We start from the raw sequence: 17088 nt of genomic DNA on the forward strand, positions 1-17088 counted from the left end.
GGGTCGAAGGTAGCTCAGGCTAACCTATGTTCGGGGAGCGTACCAGGGTTCGCCCCACTCGTGGGATGTCCCGATCCTCCCGGCTCCCAGGGCCCTTCGACGACCGGACAGACGACGAGCGCGGTGGATCGTCGCCGATTCCACCGCGCTCGCCTCCCTGTTCCGCCTACGAAGCGAGGAAGTCCACCAGGATCTTGTTGACCGCTTCGGGCCGTTCGAGATAGCCGTAGTGCCCGGCGTCCGGAATCTCCTCGTAGCGCGCGCCCGGAATCGCATCCGCCACTTCCCGGGACAGATAGGCCGGGATCATCCGATCGTCGGCGAATCCGACGGCCAGGCACGGTACCTCGATGTTCCGGTACGCCGCGCGCCGATCGAACTCACGATCCATCCCGAGTTGCGCGCGCACTCCCGGCGACACCTTTCCGCCACTGAACTCGAAGACGTCCAGCCAGTCGCGCGCGGTGTGCTCCTCCGCCAGCGAAGCCGGCGAAAGATTCATCACCGCCGTCACCGCCGCCTGGTACTTCGGCGGCAATTCGACACCGCTGTCGTAGAGCTGACGCTCACCTTCGGTGAGTGTCAGCTGGAAGTGATCCATGCGCGCGTGCCCGGCAAGGAAGACCGCCTTGCGGATCAGGTCCGGGCGGGCGAGCGCCAACTCCTGTGCGACACGCGCACCCATCGACGTGCCGATCACATGGGCGGGACCACCGAGAAGCTCGATCAACCCGGCCGTGTCCGCGACCAGATCCTCGATGGTCATCCCGTCGAGGCTCTCACCGGACGGCGCGATACCCCGGTTGTCGAAGGTGGCGACGCGGTAGCCGGCCTTGACGAGGGCGGGAACCTGATGCAGATCCCACACGCGTCCCGGACTGCCTGTTCCCATCACGAGAACGACGAGGTCGCCCGTCCCTTTGACCTGATAATTGAGCGGAATGCCGTTCACGGTGGCGATGGGCATGAAAACCTTCCTCGACGAGAACACTGGTGCGCGCCTCGGACCGGCGCAGCGTCGTTGCGCGCCGCGGGCGGCGACTGCGGCAGGACGGTCCTACGGTACCGCGACGGCGAACTGCAGGACTGCCCACGGAAGGCAGGTGGCGGCGAGCTGTCCGATTCTCCTAGAGTCGAAGGACGATGCGTGCTCGCAAAGAGCAGCGACCCCGGGAGGACATCATGGCCGCGGACCCGAACACCGCGAACGACATCGTCGACGAGGATCTCGAACCCGTCGCCGACGAGACCGCACGACAGGCGCAACGCGTCGTCGCCGCATACGCAGAGAATGCGGACGAATGCCGCATGCTGCTGTCGATGCTGGGCATCGGTCCCATCGACAAGCACTGACAAGCACCGACGCTCCCCCACCGGACCGGCACCGAAAGAGGACCAGAACGTGACAGCAGGCGAAGCGGATGCAGCGGAGCACCACGGCTCACACGCCGGATCGGACTTCGTGGTCGTCGCCAATCGTCTGCCGGTGGACCTCGAACGGCTCCCCGACGGCACGACCCGCTGGAAGCGCAGCCCCGGCGGGCTCGTCACCGCGCTCGAACCGATCCTCCGTTCGAACAACGGCGCCTGGGTCGGTTGGGCCGGTGTGGCGGACGCCGAGAACGGTGTCATCGTCGAGGACGGTCTGACCCTGCATTCGGTGCGGCTGACCAGCGAGGAGATCGCCGACTATTACGAGGGTTTCTCCAACGCGACCCTCTGGCCGCTCTATCACGACGTGATCGTGCGGCCGGAATACCGGCGCGAATGGTGGAACTCCTACGTCGAGATCAACCGGCGCTTCGCGGAAGAGGCCGCGAAGTCCGCTGCCGAGGGTGCGACCGTCTGGGTCCAGGACTACCAGTTGCAGCTGGTTCCCAAGATGCTGCGCATGCTCCGCCCGGACCTCACGATCGGCTTCTTCCTGCACATCCCGTTCCCCCCGATCGAGCTGTTCATGCAGTTGCCGTGGCGGACCGAGATCGTCGAAGGGCTCCTCGGGGCCGATCTCATCGGCTTCCACCTGCCGGGCGGCGCCCAGAACTTCCTGTATCTCGCGCGACGTCTGGCAGGGGCACAGACCTCGCGCGGGAACATCGGGATCCGGTCGAAGCTCGGCGTCGTGCAGGTCGGATTCCGATCGGTGCGTGTGGGGGCATTCCCCATCTCCATCGAGTCCGGCCGGCTCGACCAGCAGTCACGCAGCAAGGCGATCCGCGACCGCGCCAAGGCGTTGCGCAAGGAACTCGGAAACCCGAAGAAGATCCTGCTCGGTGTCGACCGGCTCGATTACACCAAGGGCATCGACGTGCGGCTCGATGCGGTGCACGAACTGCTCGCCGAGGGCCGTATGGATCCGAAGGACACCGTGATGGTGCAGCTCGCGACCCCGAGCCGGGAACGAGTCGATTCCTACGTCCACATGCGCGGCGAGATCGAGCGGACCGTCAGCCGCATCAACGGCGAGTACGCCGAGGTGGGCCGCCCAGTGGTGCACTACATCCACCGCCCGGTCCCCCGCGACGAACTCATCGCATTCTTCGTCGCTGCCGACGTCATGCTCGTGACCCCGCTGCGCGACGGCATGAATCTCGTCGCCAAGGAGTACATCGCGTGCCGCAGCGACCTCGGCGGCGCCCTCGTGCTCAGCGAATTCACCGGCGCCGCAGCCGAACTGCGGCAGGCGTTCCTGTGCAACCCGCACGACCTCGAAGACGTCAAGGACAAGATCCACGCCGCGATCGAGGTGCCTCGCGAGGACGGGCGCAAGAGGATGCGTGCCCTGCGCCGTCAGGTGCTCACACATGACGTGGACCGTTGGGCCCGTTCGTTCCTCGACACTCTCGCCAACACCGGCGCCGCCGGTCGCGCGCTCATCGCACCCGACGAGGTGGGCGAGCCCGGACCGGGGTGATGCGACCGCCTCCTAGATGGGGGTCAATCGGCTGACCAGCCAGCGCCCGTCGTGCTTCTCGAGTTCGATGCGCACCCGGCTGCCGCTGCTGACCGCTTCGGGGTTCTCCGAACTCGTCGTGATCTGGTTGAGGAAGAGCAGGGTGACCGCGCTGTCGGCGTCGGCGGAGACCACCGACGAGGCCTGCACGCTCACCTGGACGTCGATCGCTTTCTCCTTGGCGCCCGGCGCGATGATGTTCTTCATCAGATTCGTGTACTCGTCACGGAAGTCGCCGGTGAGGCCTTCCGCTGCGGCCTCGGTCTGCGCGTCCACCTCCTCGTGGGTGTAGGCGAGCATCGCTACGGCCTGCTCCTCGGCGGCGACCCGCGCTTCGGTCCGCGCCGACTCGGCCGCGGAATCCTGGATCGCACCGTACGCGAGCCATCCCACCAGGACCGCGAAGACCAGTGCGACGACCGACAAACCGATCGCAATATGCGGCAGGTACGACGGACGCGAAGCGGACGCGGCATCACCCTCGGTGGTGGAGGTGTCCGCGGCGGCGTCGTCGACCTTCACGGACCCGTCGCTCACGGATTCCTTGGTCCCGGGCTTGTCTGTCACAGCCTCGTCGTTCGCCTTCTCGAGCGTCACGCGATCGTCCTTCTCGTCGGTCACGGCACGAACTCCACCTTCGACGCCAGCAGTTTCCCGTTCTCGTCGCAGATCGTCACCCGCAGCCGGAAGTCGCGGGCTTCGGGTTCGGTCTGGTCGGCATTGCTCACCATCGCGCGCGACGCGACGAGCGAGGACGCGCATGTGCCGTCCTCGTTCTGGATTCCTGCTTCGAGGACCTCACCGGTGGTGTCGACACCGGCCTGTTGCACGACCTCCACGAAGGGTCCCTCGCGTCCTTCGAACTCGGCCTTGAAGTCGCCTGTGGCCCCCTCGAGCAGGCGCGCGACGTCGGCATCGGCGGATTCCGCGTTGATCGTGGTCAGGTTGAGCACCGTCTGCCGCGCGGCCTGGAGGAATGCTTCCCGCTTCTCGTCGCGCTCGTTCGCGGACTGTCGGTCGACGACGAGCCACGCGCCGACCGCGACGAGAGCGATCACCAGGACGGACGCGATCACCGCGACCGGCTTGGCCCATTTCGGCTTCGTCTTCGTGTCGATTTCGTCTGCCATCAGCCCTGCTGCGCCTTCATGTAACTCTCCAAGCTCCGATCTCCTTCGAGGTCGGCGTGTTTGTACACGGTGCCGTCGGGACCAATGTACGTCCCGGTCTGCGGATCGATTCGTCGCGCCGTGACCCCGGGGGGCGGCGTGTCCTCGGCCGCACCGTAGGAGGCAGGGGTGGGAGCTGCGTTCTCGGAGGCCACCGGCGTGGGCGGTCCCGTCCAGGGATTGTCCGAGTAGGTGGGGCTGTATCCGGTACGGCACGCGTCGGGGGTCGGGGCGCGACGTCCCGGATACTCCATACACGGCAGATTCCGCGCACCGCGTACCGCGTTCGGATAATCCTGCGGCAGTTGACAGAACACGTCCCCAGGAGTGTCGACCATCGAGGTGTCCGCCGGACTGCGCCACTGTTCGGGAGGCACGAAACCGGCCAGGCACGGCGGCGGGTCGTGCAGCTGCAGGTGGAAGTCCACCACGGCGCCGTCCTCGGGCGGGCCGGCACCGGCGGCGGTGATCAGAGCGGTCGTCATCGGCGGATACAGCACCAGGATCTGCTCGATGCCGGCGTTGTAGACGACACCCACCTCGCCGACACTCACCAGATTCGCCAGCAGCAGGGGCAGAGTCGGTTTCAAATCCTGCAACAACGATTCGGCTTCGGCGGCCGCGCCCGGTCCGGTCTCGAGCAGAGTTTGCAGATCCGGGTCGCTCTCACGCAACCGATCGGTGAAGGTCACCATGTCGCGCGTCCACGACCGGATCGCGTCGCTCGTGACCACCTGGGTGTCGAGCAGCGGACCGATCTCGTCGATCAATCGGCGGGTCTCGGCGCTGTTCGCCGATGCCTCCTGAACGAACAGCCGCGTCGAATCGAGCAGTTCCTGCAGTTCCGGTCCGGAGCCGTTGAATGCCTCGAACGCCTCATCGACCACGGTCTGCAGTCGCGTATCGCTGATCGAAGCGAGCAGCACGTCGGCCTGGTCGAGCAGCGCACCGACCTCCTGCGGCACGCTCGTACGGTCGGACGGGATCACGTCCCCGTCGGCGAGGCGCTCGCCGCCCGTGCTGTCGGTGGGCGGCACGAGATCGACGTACTGCTCGCCGACAGCCGACACGCTGCGCACCGTGGCCTCGACATCGGCCGGGATCTTCGCCGAACTGTCGATGGACAAGGTCGCCTCGACACCCGTCGGCGACAGGGCGACGCTCCGAACGGTGCCGACCTGGTTGCCGCGATAGGTGACGTTCGAGTGCGGATACAAACCGCCGGTCGACTGCAGTTCGACGACGACCTCGTACCGCCCGATCCCGAACAACGACGGCAACCGCACGTACATCAGCGACATGACGACGAGTCCGACGACCGTCAGAATCGCGAAGATCGTGAGCTGGATGCGGACGAACCGCGTGAGCATCATGGTGCAGGCACCCCCAGAGGAAAGCCTGGAATGGTGATCTCACCGATTCCGGGGATGGTGAGTTTCCCTTCCGGGCCGGGAGGCGGCGGCGGGGGTGGCTCGAGTGGCGCGCGGAACGGATCCGCCGCCTGCCCGGCGAGTCCTGCGTCCCGCCCGAGGATGCCCTCCGGGCCGGCGAGTCGTCCCGCAAGCGGGGTTCCGGACAGGAAGTTCAGGTCGAGACGATCGAGGGTGAGATCGATCGTCATCGCCAGGTTCGCGTAGTCGCCGCGAATGATGTTGTTGATACCCGCCTGCGGGAACGGGTAGGTGAGCAGCACACCGAGCACCTCGGTCAGTGCATCGCCCGAGTCCGCCAGAGCGCGCAGAGTCGGGGCGAGACCCTGAAGATTCGCCTTCAGGTCGTCGTTCGAACTCTCGACGATCCGGCTGGCCACGGTGCTCAGTTCCCCGAGCGAACTCATCGCAGCGGTGAAGTTCGAGCGTTGGTCCGCAAGCACTTCGAGCGCGGGGGGCAACTCTTCGAGAGCTCGGACGAGGGTGGCGTTCTGGTCGTCGACGGTCGCAGCCAGACGGTTCATTCCCTCGAGGGCCGTGATGATGTCGCCGCGCTGTGTGTCGAGCGTGGAGACCAGCTCGTCGAGCCGCGGGAGCAGGTTGCGGATCGAGCTTTCCCGTCCCACCAGCGCAGCGTTGAGTTCCCTGGTGATGTCGTTGATCTGCGCCAGCCCACCACCGTTGAGCACGACCGACAACGAGGAGAGTGTCTGTTCGGTGGTCGGATACGCACCGGACCGTTCGAGTGGGATGACGTCCCCCTCTTCGAGCCGGCCCTGCGGAGGTTCGTCGACAGGCGGTACGAGCTCGAGATGCTGGGACCCGAGCAAGCTCGTCTGACCGATCCGCGCGAGGGAGTTGGCCGGGACCACGACGTCCTCGTCGAGCGAGACCGTCACGAGCGCATGCCAGCCCTCGAGTTCTATTCCCGCGATCGATCCGACCGTGACGTCGTCGATCCGCACCGGCGAATTCTGGGTCAGTGTCGTCACGTTGGGCATCTGGATCTGCACCTGGTACGCACCCTCCCCGCGTCCGGCGGTACCCGGCATGGGAATCGAGTTGAGCCCGTCCCACTCACAGGCGGTGAGCGTCGCGCCCACCGCGACCGTAGTGGCCACGATGCCGAGACGGTGGAAGATCGAACGGCCGGTCATCGTCCTCCTCCCGGCTGCAGCAGGGAGCCGAGATCCTGCGGTACCTGCAAGGAGGGCAGACCGCCGAGGATGCCCTCGAGCGGGGACGCAGTTTCCGACAGTGACGGCCCGGGTGCCGTGCCACGTCCTTCCGACGCTCCTTCGAGCCAGGGTTCGCTGTAGACGATGTCACCAGGGAACGCCTGAACGCCTGCAAGCGGATTCGCCAGGACGGGAAGATAGTTCGCGCTGAACGACGACAGCACAGGGCCCAGTTGCTGACGGCACAGTTCCGCACTGCGCTCGGAGGTCGCATTGGCTGCGGCCGCGACCGATCCACACATCCACTCGACGGGGTTGGCGAGGTTGTTGATCGCGAGCGCACCCGTGAGCGAGCCCTGCGCCGGCTTGTAGATGTTGTAGAAGTTCGCGAGAGAGGTCGGGCCGGAGTGCAGAACCCGTTCGATCTCCGGCCGTTTACGAGCGAGTACTTCGGTTGCGTCGGCCAGTCGCTGAACCGATTCGGTGAGCCCGGCACGATTGTCCTGGACGAATCGTTGCACGTCGCCGACGGCGATGTTCAGCTCGGACAGGGAGACACCGAGCTGGTCGGAGCTTTGCGCGAGCACATCCGACACAGACGCGAGCCGGCCCCCGAACTGCACGATCTGCTCGTTGCTCGACGAGAGGACCGACACGAAGGTCTGGAGGTTGCGGATGGTCGAGAACAGATCGGTACGACCCTCCGACAGGGTGCGCATCGTGTCGGACAACTCCCGCAGAGTGGCACGCACAGTCTGCCCGTTGCCGTCGAGGTTTTCCGCTGCGGTGTCGATGAACCGGCCGAGAGATCCCTGCGGATCGAGTTCCTCCGGACCCAGCGCTTCGGACAGCCGCATCAGTTCGGTCTTGATCTGGTCCCACTCCACCGGCGAGGCCGTGCGCTGCATCGGGATCGTCGTGCCGTCCTCGATCGTGGGGCCACCCGAGTACACGGGGGTCAGCTGGACGAAGCGGGCCGAGACGAGGCTCTGTGCGATGACGACGGCACTCGCGTCGGCGGGGATCTCGACACCGCTGTCGACCTTCATCGTCACCCGCACGAGATCGTCGTGCGGTTCGATGCCGCTGATCCGCCCGACCGACACGCCGAGCACCCGCACATCGTCACCCTCGTACAGGCCACTGGTGGAGGCGAATTCGGCGTGGATCGTCCGCTTGCCGAGATCGGGGAGGACGAAGACGGCGAAGGCCGCGAAGGCGAGCACGACGACGGCACCGATGATCGCCGGCACCAGCAGGCGCGGGCGTCTCCGGGGCGTCGCGGCGGTATCGGTACTCATTCGCCGTCCCTCTTGATCGTCGGGGGTTCGTCCGGAATCACGTCCTGAAGATCCTCGGGAAGAAGTTCGGGTGCAACCTGACTGTCCACCACGGCCTTCCACCACGGCGCAGGCAGGATGTTCGAGACATAGGCGTTGAAGAACGGCCCGCTGGCGACGGACTCACCGAGTGCGCTGATGTACGGACCCAGACCGTCCAGCGCGCCGGCGATGTTCTCCTTGTTCGCCTGCAGATTGGCTGTCACGAGGTTGAGTTTCTCGAGCGTGGGCGCCATCTGCGCCTGGTTGTCCTGCACGAGCCCGGTGAGCTGACGCGAGACCGACGAGATGTTCGCGATAAGTTCGGTGATGGCGTCGCGGCGCAGGCTCAGTTCACCGAACAGGGCATTCGCGTCGACGATGAGCGCGTTGACCTGGTCGCTGCGCTCGGCGAGGATGCCCGTCACATTCTCGGCACGCTCGAGCAGTTGTTCGAGCGACTCGTCGCGGGCGTTGATCGACTGCGATAGGCGGGTCATGCCCTCCAGCGCCCCCTGGATCTCGGGAGGCGTGTTCTGGAGAGACTGCGACAGCGCGTCGAGCGACTCGTTGATCCGGTCGGTGTCGAGTTCGGACACGGTCGTCGTGAGGTCGCCGAGTGCGTCGGTGAGCGAGTACGGCGAATTCGTGCGCTCGATCGCGATCACAGTTCCGGGACGCATCACCCCGTCGCCGCCGGGGCGTAGCGACAACGACTTCCGCCCGAGGACGGTGTTGGTCTTGATGTCGGCGCCGGTACTGTCGCCGAGGCCGATGCCGTCCCTGATCCGGAAGCTCACCAGCACCGCCTGGTCGTCGAGACGCACGTCGGTGACATCGCCGACGTTCACGCCCGCGAGCATGACGTCGTCGCCCGGGACGAGGCCGCCGGCATCCTGGAAGCGGGCCGAGTAGTTCAGGCCGCCGGAAAGAAATTGCAGTTGGTCGTACTGCAGACCTGCCAGCACGATGGTGGTGGACACGGCGAGGCCGATGATGCCTGTCCGGATGTAGTCGGGGTCACGGTGTGCACTCATTCGACCTTCGCGCACCTTCCCGTGTCGTGGTTCGCCGTTGTGTACCGGATGGTGGTTCCGTCCGGACCTGAGAACTTGAAAGTATTGGCGCAGAGGAAGAATTGGAAGAAGTTTCCGTACGCTCCCACGCGGATGAGCTTCTTGTAATCGGACGGCAGTCGCTCGAGTGTGCGGTTGATGTCGTCCTTCCCGAGGTCGAGTTGGGTCATGCTCCGGTTGGTTTCGGCGATCACGGATTGCAGATCGGGTCGGTTGTTCTGCAGCAGGGCGGCCAGATCCGCTGTGCCGGCGGCGAGCTGCGGGATCGATGCGCCGATCGGGTCGCGGTCGGCGGCCAGTCCGCCGACCAGTGTGTTCAGTTGCTCGATCGTGTTCTCGAACTCGCGATCGTGGTCGTCGACGGTTCCGAGGACGGCGTTGAGGTTGTCGATGACATCACCGATCAACTGGTCGCGGTCGGCCAGAGAATTGGTGAACGAGTTGGTGTTTCCCAGCAACGACACCAACGTGTCGCCTTGGCCCTGGAAGACTTGCAGTAGTGCCCCGGAGAGCTCGTTGACCTGCTGGGCGTCGAGTCCTTGCAACAGCGGCTTGAACCCACCGAGAAGCAGATCGAGATCGAGAGCGGGTTCGGTCTGCGCGAGGGGGATGCTGCCGCCGGCCGGTAGGACGTCGACGCTGCCGGCACCTTCGAGCAGTTCGAGATACCGGTCGCCGACGAGATTCTCGTACCGGACGGTGGCGCGGGTGCTTGTGAGAAGCGTGTGCTTCGCATCCACGTCGAACTCGATCTCGGCGGTGTTGTCCGGGCCGATGTCCACCTCCTTCACGGATCCGACCTGCACGCCGGCGATGCGTACCTTGTCGCCTGCGGTGAGTCCGGAGACGTCGGTGAAAGTCGCCCGGTAGTTCTCGGTCCCCGTGAACCGGGCCTGACTGAACACGACGGCCAGTCCGGCGAAGATCAGCGCCATCGTGACTGCAAAGATCAGGAACTTGACGGTGTTCGCTCTCATGGTCACTGCCCGCCCGCGAGGTGGTCACCGAACAGATACTGGAAGATCGTCGGGTACCGCACCCAGGCCTCCGTCGCGGGTTTGTACGGTGTGGTGCCGGTGTTCGTCACGACGAAGGGTGTACTTCCCTCGCGGCGCGGGTCGAAGTTCGGCATTCCCCAGCAGTTCGGTCCGCCGCTCGCACCGACCACAGGCAGATCCTGGGCAGTGTTGTACGGCGTGGCGCCACCCATGAAGCTCGTGCTCAGCGTGAGCGCGGCATACTGGCCGGTGCCGGCCATCGGTTCGAACGCCACCCGGGCATCGTTGAGCCCGATGATGAAGCAGGTCAGCTCCGGTGAGTACTCACCGAGGAGCCCGGTGGTGTGGCTCAGGCTGTCGAGTGCAGTGGTCAACTGCGTTTCGTTCTCCCCCAATACGTCCCGTCCGGTATTCGCGAGTCCGGTGAGGTTCATCAGCAGCAGATCGAGTTGTTGCTGTTCGTCCACGACGGTGTTGCCCACATCGGTGGCGTTGCCGATCGTCGTCATCAGATCCGGTGCCGTGTCGGCGTACACGTCGGTCACCTGCGCTGCGGAGACGAGGTCGGCCCGCAGCTGCGGCAGCGACGGATTCATCTCGGCGAGATAGGCGTCGGCCTCGACGAGCGTCGCGCCCAGTTCGTCCCCGCGCCCGTTGAGCGCCTCGGACAATGCGCCGAGGGTCGCATTGAGCTTCTCGGGCCGTATCTGGGCGAGGACGTCGGACAGGTGCTCGAATACCGTGTTGAACTCGACGGTGACGTTGTCGGCCGCGATAACGGCGCCTTCCTGCATCGGCACGGGCGACGGATCGTCAGGAACGACGATGTCGACGAACTTGGCTCCGAAGACCGTGGTCGATTCGATGGCAACCCGCGCGTTCGAGGGGATGAGCTGCATCTGGCCGGGTTGCATGTCGAGGTGCAGCACCGCGCCGGCGGGTGTGTGTTCGATCGAAGCCACCCGCCCCACCTCGACGCCGCGCATCTTGACCTTGGCGTCGGATTCCATCACCAGGCCGGAGCGCGGCGAGGTGACCGTGAGCGGGACCGTGGAGGTGAACCCCCCGGCGAACATGGTCAATGCCACCGTGACGATCACAGCGAGCCCGCCCACGAGCCCGAGGGCGGCGAGTTTCTTCTTCCACGAAGGAGTTTCCATACTGCGCGCCCTATCCCGACAGGTTGAAGTTGCCGGTCGCACCGTAGACGGCGAGCGAGATGAGCAGAGTGACCGTGACGACCGCGACGAGCGAGGCACGCACAGCGTTCCCGACCGCGACGCCGACACCGACCGGGCCGCCGCCCGCGGTGAAGCCGTAGTAGGTGTGGATCAGCATCACCGCGATGGCCATGACGATCGCCTGGACGAACGACCACAGGATGTCCGTGGGTATCAGGAATGTCGTGAAGTAGTGGTCGTACACGCCCGCCGACTGCCCGTAGAGCACGACCGTCGCGAATCGGCTCGCGACGAACGAGGCGATCACCGCGAGCGAGTACAACGGGATGATCGCGATCATGCCCGCGAGTACACGCGTGGAGACCAGATACGGAATGGACGGGATAGCCATCGTCTCGAGCGCGTCGATTTCCTCCGAGACCCGCATGGCACCGAGTTGAGCGGTGGAACCGGCGCCGATGGTGGCCGCCAGCCCGATCCCGGCGATCGTCGGGGCCGCGATACGCACATTGATGAACGCCGCGAAGAAGCCGGTCAGCGCCTCGACACCGATGTTGCCGAGCGAACTGAACCCCTGCACGGCGATGATGCCACCGGTGAAGAGCGTCAGGAAACCGACGATCACCACAGTGCCGCCGATGACGGCGAGGGCGCCGGTGCCCATGCTGATCTCGGCGACGAGCCGCAGGGTCTCCTTGGGATAGTGCATCAGAGCGCGAGGGATGGTCGCGAGAGCGCGGCCGAAGAACAGCGCCTGCTCTCCCACCCGGTCCACCGTGGACGACGCGCGTGTCATGCGGCGAACGGCGCGCGGGAAGCGCCAGGACATCACTGCCATGAATTCTCCGCTCCCCTCATCCCGAGGTCAGCTTGATGCCGACCGCTGTGACGAGGAGGTTGACCACGAACAGCGCCATGAACGCGAACACCACGGTCTGGTTCACGGCGTCGCCGACGCTCTTCGCCCCACCTTTGACGTTGAGTCCGAGGTAGGAAGCGACAAGGCCGGCGATCATGCCGAACAAGCCCGCCTTGACCTGGGAGATCATGAGTTCTCCGAATCCGGTGAGCAGGGTGATGCCGTTGATGAAGGCTCCGGGATTCACGTCCTGGAGAAAAACCGAGAAGACGAAGCCGCCGAGAATGCCGATCGTGCACACGAGGCCGTTGAGCAGGAGTGCGACGACGGTGGATGCGAGCACCCTGGGCACTACGAGACGCTGGATCGGGTCGATGCCGAGAACTCGCATCGCGTCGATCTCTTCGCGGATGGTGCGCGCGGCGAGGTCGGCGCAGATTGCGGTGGCCCCCGCGCCGGCGACGATGAGCACGGTGACCATCGGCCCCACCTGCGTCACGGCACCGAGCGCCGCGCCCGCGCCGCTGAGGTCGGCGGCACCGATCTCCCGGAGCAGGATGTTGAGGGTGAAGCTCACCAGCACTGTGAAGGGTACGGCGACGAGAACGGTGGGAACGAGCGAGACCCGGGCCACGAACCAGGCCTGGTCGACGAATTCCTGTCGCTGGAAGGGGCGACGGAAGGCCGCACGCGCAGTGTCGCCGGTCATGGCGAACAAACCGCCCACTGCTCGTAAGGGGACCTCCAGGAGGTCTACCACCGTGCGCCCCCTTCGATCCTCGAGCCGTCGGCGCGCAGCCGAACAAACGCTCCTGCTGTGACGCGGGTCATAGTAACTAGAACGTGTTCACCTGTCAAAGAGGCATCGATCGGCATGTCGTTTCATTTCCGTCCGGAGCGGCGCGCCGACGTCCGATGTCCAGCATCGGCACGCTCATAAGTGGGTTTACTCTGGGCTTTCGGGAGTATCCGCCGAGCGGCGCGGAGGCGGACCGCGACTGCACCGAGGGTGTATCCGACGGCCGAGAGGCCACCGAATCGGAGAAAAACTAGAACAAGTACTACCCGGTTCGAGCGCTGTTCACCCGAGCCCGAGAAGTGTCCGAGTGCGCGTGACGTTACCCGAGATCACAGGTATCCGTCACCGGAAGTTCGACGATCGAGATCCGCAGGTGACACGGCGATGTCCCGCTGCTCCCGACACGAGAACAGCGGGTGTCGCCGAAGGTCAGAGATCCAGCGCGGTCGATGCCGAGAACGTCCGGCCCGGATCACGGTCGGCGAAGTAGCCGCCGAGTTCGGCCGCGAGGGCCTCGGGTGTCCACTGCAGCTCGGCGTCGAAGCGTTGCTCGACGACCGGCGCGGCCATCAGCGCCACCATCGGACCGTAGACGATGAAGACCTGCCCGTTGACCCGCTCGGCCGCCGGCGAGGCCAGGTAGGCAACCAGATTCGCGACGTGATCGGGCGAGAGCGGGTCGACGTCGCCATCCGGTGCGTCACCGAAGACGGACTCTGTCATCGACGTGCGTGCGCGCGGGCAGATCACGTTGGCGCGAACGCCGTACCGCTCGAGACCACGGGCGGCGGACAGGGTGAGCGCTGTGATGCCCGCCTTGGCCGCGCCGTAGTTGGCCTGCCCGGGAGGCCCGAGCAGTCCCGCTTCCGACGACGTGTTGACGATGCGCCCGTAGACGGGCCCAGCCTCCTGCTTCGACCTGTCGCGCCAATATGCCGCGGCATTGCGGCAGAGGAGGAAGTGACCGCGCAGGTGCACGGCCACCACGGCGTCCCACTCGTCGTCGGACATGTTGGGCAACATTCGATCTCGCGTTATGCCGGCATTGTTGACGACGATATCGAGGCCGCCGAACTTGCCTTGCGCTGCAGCGAGCATCGCGTCGGCGGTCTCGCGTTCGGCCACGCTGCCCGGAACGAACTCCGCCGCGGCACCGAGATCGCGGATCCGCGTCAGGGTGTCCTCGACCGCGTCGTTCTCCACCAGATCGTTGACCACCACCGACGCCCCGGCCCGCGCGAGCGCGAGCGCCTCGGCGCGTCCGAGGCCCGCTCCCGCTCCCGTGACGACGGCGACCCGCCCTTCGAGATTCACTCGACCGCCGTTCTCCACGCCACCGTTGGCGTCCGCACTCATCCACGCACTCCTCGAGATTCGGACCGATTCCCCGGCCGCACGCCGGTACCTTCCCCACCAGGACTCGGGGGCACCGAAAATGTAGAACCTGTTATTTTTCCTGGCAAGGGCCGGCCCCCTGCCGGCTACGGCCGGTCAGGCCTCGGCGAGCGCCGCACGCGGGCACTGGGCGACAGCCGCGCGGACGGCATCTTCGCTTCCCTCGGGCACCGGATGCGTGACGATCAATTCGTCATCGTCGTTGAGATCGAACACGTCGGGCGCCAGCCCGACACACACACCGTTCGCTTCACAGCGGTCGAAGTCGACCTTGACATCCATTCCGAGGACCTCGCTTCATATTCGCGCCGATCGAACATTCCCCAGGCTAGAACGCGTTCCAATTCTATGCAATGATTCGCGAGGATTCCGCAGCGACGAATCGCGGGATCGCAGCGACGAAACGGAGCGTTCGTGGACATCTCCTATACTGCCGGGCAGCAAGCCCTCCGCGAGGAACTGCGGGACTACTTCGCCCAGATCATGACACCCGAGCGCCGCGAAGCACTCGCGGCCACGACCGGCGAATACGGTGCCGGCACGGTGTACCGCGACATCGTCGCGCAGATGGGGAAGGACGGATGGCTCACGCTCGGGTGGCCCGAGGAGTACGGAGGCCAGAACCGTTCCGCGATGGACCAATTGATCTTCACCGACGAGGCCGCCATCGCAGGCGCGCCCGTACCTTTCCTCACCATCGACTCGGTGGCCCCGACGATCATGCACTACGGCACGGCCGAGCAGAAGGAGTTCTTCCTCCCCCGGATCTCCGCGGGCGAACTGCACTTCTCGATCGGCTACTCCGAACCCGGGGCCGGCACCGATCTCGCCTCCCTGCGCACCACCGCAGTCCGCGACGGCGACGACTGGGTGATCAACGGCCAGAAGATGTGGACGAGCCTGATCGCCTACGCCGACTACGTGTGGCTCGCCGCCCGGACCAACCCGGATGTGAAGAAACACAAGGGAATCAGCGTCTTCATCGTACCCACGGACACCCCCGGCTTCTCGTACACCCCGGTCCACACGATGGCCGGCCCGGACACGAGCGCCACCTACTACCAGGATGTGCGTGTCCCGGCCTCCGCGCTCGTCGGCGAAGTGGACGGCGGGTGGTCACTGATCACCAACCAGCTCAACCACGAGCGGGTCGCACTCACTTCGGCCGGGCCGGTGCGCACCGCCCTGACCGAAGTTCGGCGGTGGGCTCAGCAGACCACGCTGCCCGACGGACGGCGGGTGATCGACCAGGAATGGGTGCAGGTGAATCTGGCACGCGTCCACGCGAAGGCCGAATACCTGCAACTGATGAACTGGGATATCGCGTCGAGCGCCGGCACGAGCCCCCTCGGCCCGGAAGCCGCGTCGGCGAACAAGGTGTTCGGCACCGAGTTCGCGACCGAGGCCTACCGGTTGCTCATGGAGGTGCTCGGACCGGCCGCCACGGTCCGGCAGAACTCACCCGGCGCCGTGCTTCGCGGACGGATCGAACGCATGCACCGCAGTTCCCTCATCCTCACCTTCGGAGGCGGCACCAACGAGGTCCAGCGCGACATCATCGCCATGACCGCCCTCGGCCAGCCTCCCGCCAAGCGTTAGCAAAGGACGCGCACGATGGACTTCACTCTCACCGAGGCCCAGCAGGATCTCGCGGAACTGACCCGCAGCATCGTGGCGGACATCGTCACCAACGAACACCTGCGCACACTCGATGCCTCCGAGGACCGCGTCGACCGCAGCCTGTGGAACACGCTCGCCTCGTCCGGCGTTCTCGGAGCGGCGCTACCCGAGACCGTCGGCGGGGACGGATACGGCCCCCTCGAACAGGCGAGCATCCTGCGCGAACTCGGCCGCGGCGTCGCCGCCGTCCCCTATCTCACCTCGGTCGCCGTCTGTGCCGCGACCATCGCGGAGTTCGGCTCCCCGGAGCAGCTGGCCGAGTGGGGGCGTCCGGCCGCCACCGGCGAACAGATCCTCACTGCCGCGCTGGCGGAGGAACTGAATGCCGACCCCACCACCCCCGCGACGCGCGCGGTCGGCTCGGACGACGGATTCACCCTCGACGGCGTCAAGATCGTCGTCGACGCGGCACCGGTGGCAGACGGCTTCCTCGTCCCCGCCGCAACCGACGGCGGGGTGTCCGTCTTCCTGGTACGCCCCGGCGACCCGGGCGTCTCGGTCATCCGTCAGCAGACCACCGACTTCGGCAGCTGCGGCATCCTCGCCCTCGAGCGCGTCGCCCTGCCGGCCGACCGCATCCTGGGTACCGACGGGACGGCGGTCGCGGCCCGGCTGCGCGATCGTGCTCTGCTGGGTTCGGCCGCCTACCAGTGTGGCGTACTCGAACAGGCCCTCGAGCTCACCGCGCAGTACGCGCGCGAGCGCGTCCAGTTCGACCGTCCCATCGGGAGTTTCCAGGCCGTCTCCCAACGCCTCGCCGACGCCTACATCGACGTCAAGGCAGTGCGACTGACACTGTGGCAGGCCGCATTCCGGATGGCGTCGGGAGAGCCTCACGACGACGCCCTGAGAACCGCCGCTTTCTGGGCGGCCGACGTGGGCCACCGTGTCGGTCACACCGCCGTGCACGTGCACGGCGGTGTCGGACTCGACGAGGACCACCCGGTGCACCGCTACTTCCTGGCAGCCAAACACCACGAGTTCCTGCTGGGTTCGGCCGTCGACCAGTTGCGTGCGCTCGGGCGCGAACTCGCCGATGCCCCGGTCTGAG

Annotated in this window: 17 protein-coding genes; 4 read left to right on the plus strand and 13 right to left on the minus strand. The window is 66.0% G+C overall.

All coding sequences use genetic code 11. The features are described 5' to 3' along the window. Positions 1-166 precede the first annotated feature (166 nt). Positions 167-967, minus strand: coding sequence for an alpha/beta hydrolase (locus ABZ789_RS03575; RefSeq protein ID WP_358418986.1), 801 nt, complete (start codon positions 965-967; stop codon positions 167-169). Positions 968-1143: 176 nt separating this feature from the next. Here ABZ789_RS03575 and ABZ789_RS03580 point away from each other — a divergent pair, with 176 nt between their 5' ends. Beyond that, the gene (locus ABZ789_RS03580; RefSeq protein ID WP_358419240.1) at positions 1144-1353 is read left to right on the plus strand and encodes a hypothetical protein; all 210 of its coding nucleotides are present in this window, start codon (positions 1144-1146) and stop codon (positions 1351-1353) included. Between the two features lie 49 nt (positions 1354-1402). After that, positions 1403-2914 (plus strand): trehalose-6-phosphate synthase, encoded by a 1512-nt coding sequence (locus tag ABZ789_RS03585; RefSeq protein WP_358418989.1) that lies wholly within the window; start codon positions 1403-1405, stop codon positions 2912-2914. 12 nt (positions 2915-2926) lie between these two features. On the opposite strand, the gene ABZ789_RS03590 is transcribed toward ABZ789_RS03585, so the two are convergent. From ABZ789_RS03590 to ABZ789_RS03645, 12 genes are all read right to left on the minus strand, one after another. Then, a complete protein-coding gene (locus ABZ789_RS03590) occupies positions 2927-3574 on the minus strand; it encodes a twin-arginine translocation pathway signal (RefSeq protein ID WP_358418990.1) in 648 nt (215 codons plus the stop codon). Then, positions 3571-4083, minus strand: coding sequence for a hypothetical protein (locus tag ABZ789_RS03595; RefSeq protein WP_358418993.1), 513 nt, complete (start codon positions 4081-4083; stop codon positions 3571-3573). Before ABZ789_RS03595 ends, ABZ789_RS03590 begins: the two co-directional genes overlap by 4 nt. After that, complete coding sequence (locus ABZ789_RS03600) at positions 4083-5495, minus strand: MlaD family protein (RefSeq protein ID WP_358418996.1); 1413 nt, start codon at positions 5493-5495, stop codon at positions 4083-4085. Before ABZ789_RS03600 ends, ABZ789_RS03595 begins: the two co-directional genes overlap by 1 nt. Then, a complete protein-coding gene (locus ABZ789_RS03605) occupies positions 5492-6709 on the minus strand; it encodes an MCE family protein (protein ID WP_358418999.1) in 1218 nt (405 codons plus the stop codon). The genes ABZ789_RS03600 and ABZ789_RS03605 overlap by 4 nt, the downstream gene beginning before the upstream one ends. Then, complete coding sequence (locus ABZ789_RS03610; RefSeq protein WP_358419002.1) at positions 6706-8031, minus strand: MCE family protein; 1326 nt, start codon at positions 8029-8031, stop codon at positions 6706-6708. Before ABZ789_RS03610 ends, ABZ789_RS03605 begins: the two co-directional genes overlap by 4 nt. After that, a complete protein-coding gene (locus ABZ789_RS03615) occupies positions 8028-9086 on the minus strand; it encodes an MCE family protein (protein WP_358419005.1) in 1059 nt (352 codons plus the stop codon). Before ABZ789_RS03615 ends, ABZ789_RS03610 begins: the two co-directional genes overlap by 4 nt. Further along, a complete protein-coding gene (locus tag ABZ789_RS03620) occupies positions 9083-10102 on the minus strand; it encodes an MCE family protein (protein WP_358419008.1) in 1020 nt (339 codons plus the stop codon). The genes ABZ789_RS03615 and ABZ789_RS03620 overlap by 4 nt, the downstream gene beginning before the upstream one ends. A gap of 2 nt (positions 10103-10104) precedes the next feature. Continuing rightward, positions 10105-11283, minus strand: a complete 1179-nt coding sequence (locus tag ABZ789_RS03625) for an MCE family protein (RefSeq protein ID WP_358419011.1) — start codon at positions 11281-11283, stop codon at positions 10105-10107. A gap of 10 nt (positions 11284-11293) precedes the next feature. Then, complete coding sequence (locus ABZ789_RS03630) at positions 11294-12142, minus strand: ABC transporter permease (protein ID WP_358419014.1); 849 nt, start codon at positions 12140-12142, stop codon at positions 11294-11296. A 16-nt stretch (positions 12143-12158) separates the two neighbouring features. Next, a complete protein-coding gene (locus ABZ789_RS03635) occupies positions 12159-12923 on the minus strand; it encodes an ABC transporter permease (RefSeq protein WP_358419016.1) in 765 nt (254 codons plus the stop codon). A 468-nt stretch (positions 12924-13391) separates the two neighbouring features. Then, entirely contained in the window at positions 13392-14318 is a 927-nt protein-coding gene (locus tag ABZ789_RS03640) for a 3-oxoacyl-ACP reductase (protein ID WP_358419018.1), read from the minus strand. A gap of 135 nt (positions 14319-14453) precedes the next feature. Then, positions 14454-14639: a ferredoxin gene (locus ABZ789_RS03645; protein WP_358419021.1), complete on the minus strand. Its 186-nt coding sequence runs from the start codon at positions 14637-14639 to the stop codon at positions 14454-14456. Between the two features lie 132 nt (positions 14640-14771). Here ABZ789_RS03645 and ABZ789_RS03650 point away from each other — a divergent pair, with 132 nt between their 5' ends. Together ABZ789_RS03650 and ABZ789_RS03655 are read left to right on the plus strand one after the other, a co-directional pair. Continuing rightward, positions 14772-15956, plus strand: coding sequence for an acyl-CoA dehydrogenase family protein (locus tag ABZ789_RS03650; protein ID WP_358419024.1), 1185 nt, complete (start codon positions 14772-14774; stop codon positions 15954-15956). Positions 15957-15971: 15 nt separating this feature from the next. Then, positions 15972-17087, plus strand: coding sequence for an acyl-CoA dehydrogenase family protein (locus ABZ789_RS03655; protein ID WP_358419027.1), 1116 nt, complete (start codon positions 15972-15974; stop codon positions 17085-17087). The last annotated feature ends 1 nt before the right edge of the window (position 17088 follow it).

Source organism: Rhodococcus sp. NPDC047139, from assembly GCF_040643435.1.
Lineage (GTDB): Bacteria > Actinomycetota > Actinomycetes > Mycobacteriales > Mycobacteriaceae > Rhodococcus.

Bases quoted from the DNA above. Each gene is read 5' to 3' on its own strand.
- ABZ789_RS03575 (WP_358418986.1), bottom strand. From the start codon at position 967: ATGCCCATCGCCACCGTGAACGGCATTCCGCTCAATTATCAGGTCAAA.
- ABZ789_RS03580 (WP_358419240.1), top strand. From the start codon at position 1,144: ATGCGTGCTCGCAAAGAGCAGCGACCCCGGGAGGACATCATGGCCGCG.
- ABZ789_RS03595 (WP_358418993.1), bottom strand. From the start codon at position 4,083: ATGGCAGACGAAATCGACACGAAGACGAAGCCGAAATGGGCCAAGCCG.
- ABZ789_RS03600 (WP_358418996.1), bottom strand. From the start codon at position 5,495: ATGATGCTCACGCGGTTCGTCCGCATCCAGCTCACGATCTTCGCGATT.
- ABZ789_RS03605 (WP_358418999.1), bottom strand. From the start codon at position 6,709: ATGACCGGCCGTTCGATCTTCCACCGTCTCGGCATCGTGGCCACTACG.
- ABZ789_RS03610 (WP_358419002.1), bottom strand. From the start codon at position 8,031: ATGAGTACCGATACCGCCGCGACGCCCCGGAGACGCCCGCGCCTGCTG.
- ABZ789_RS03615 (WP_358419005.1), bottom strand. From the start codon at position 9,086: ATGAGTGCACACCGTGACCCCGACTACATCCGGACAGGCATCATCGGC.
- ABZ789_RS03620 (WP_358419008.1), bottom strand. From the start codon at position 10,102: ATGAGAGCGAACACCGTCAAGTTCCTGATCTTTGCAGTCACGATGGCG.
- ABZ789_RS03625 (WP_358419011.1), bottom strand. From the start codon at position 11,283: ATGGAAACTCCTTCGTGGAAGAAGAAACTCGCCGCCCTCGGGCTCGTG.
- ABZ789_RS03630 (WP_358419014.1), bottom strand. From the start codon at position 12,142: ATGGCAGTGATGTCCTGGCGCTTCCCGCGCGCCGTTCGCCGCATGACA.
- ABZ789_RS03640 (WP_358419018.1), bottom strand. From the start codon at position 14,318: ATGAGTGCGGACGCCAACGGTGGCGTGGAGAACGGCGGTCGAGTGAAT.
- ABZ789_RS03645 (WP_358419021.1), bottom strand. From the start codon at position 14,639: ATGGATGTCAAGGTCGACTTCGACCGCTGTGAAGCGAACGGTGTGTGT.
- ABZ789_RS03655 (WP_358419027.1), top strand. From the start codon at position 15,972: ATGGACTTCACTCTCACCGAGGCCCAGCAGGATCTCGCGGAACTGACC.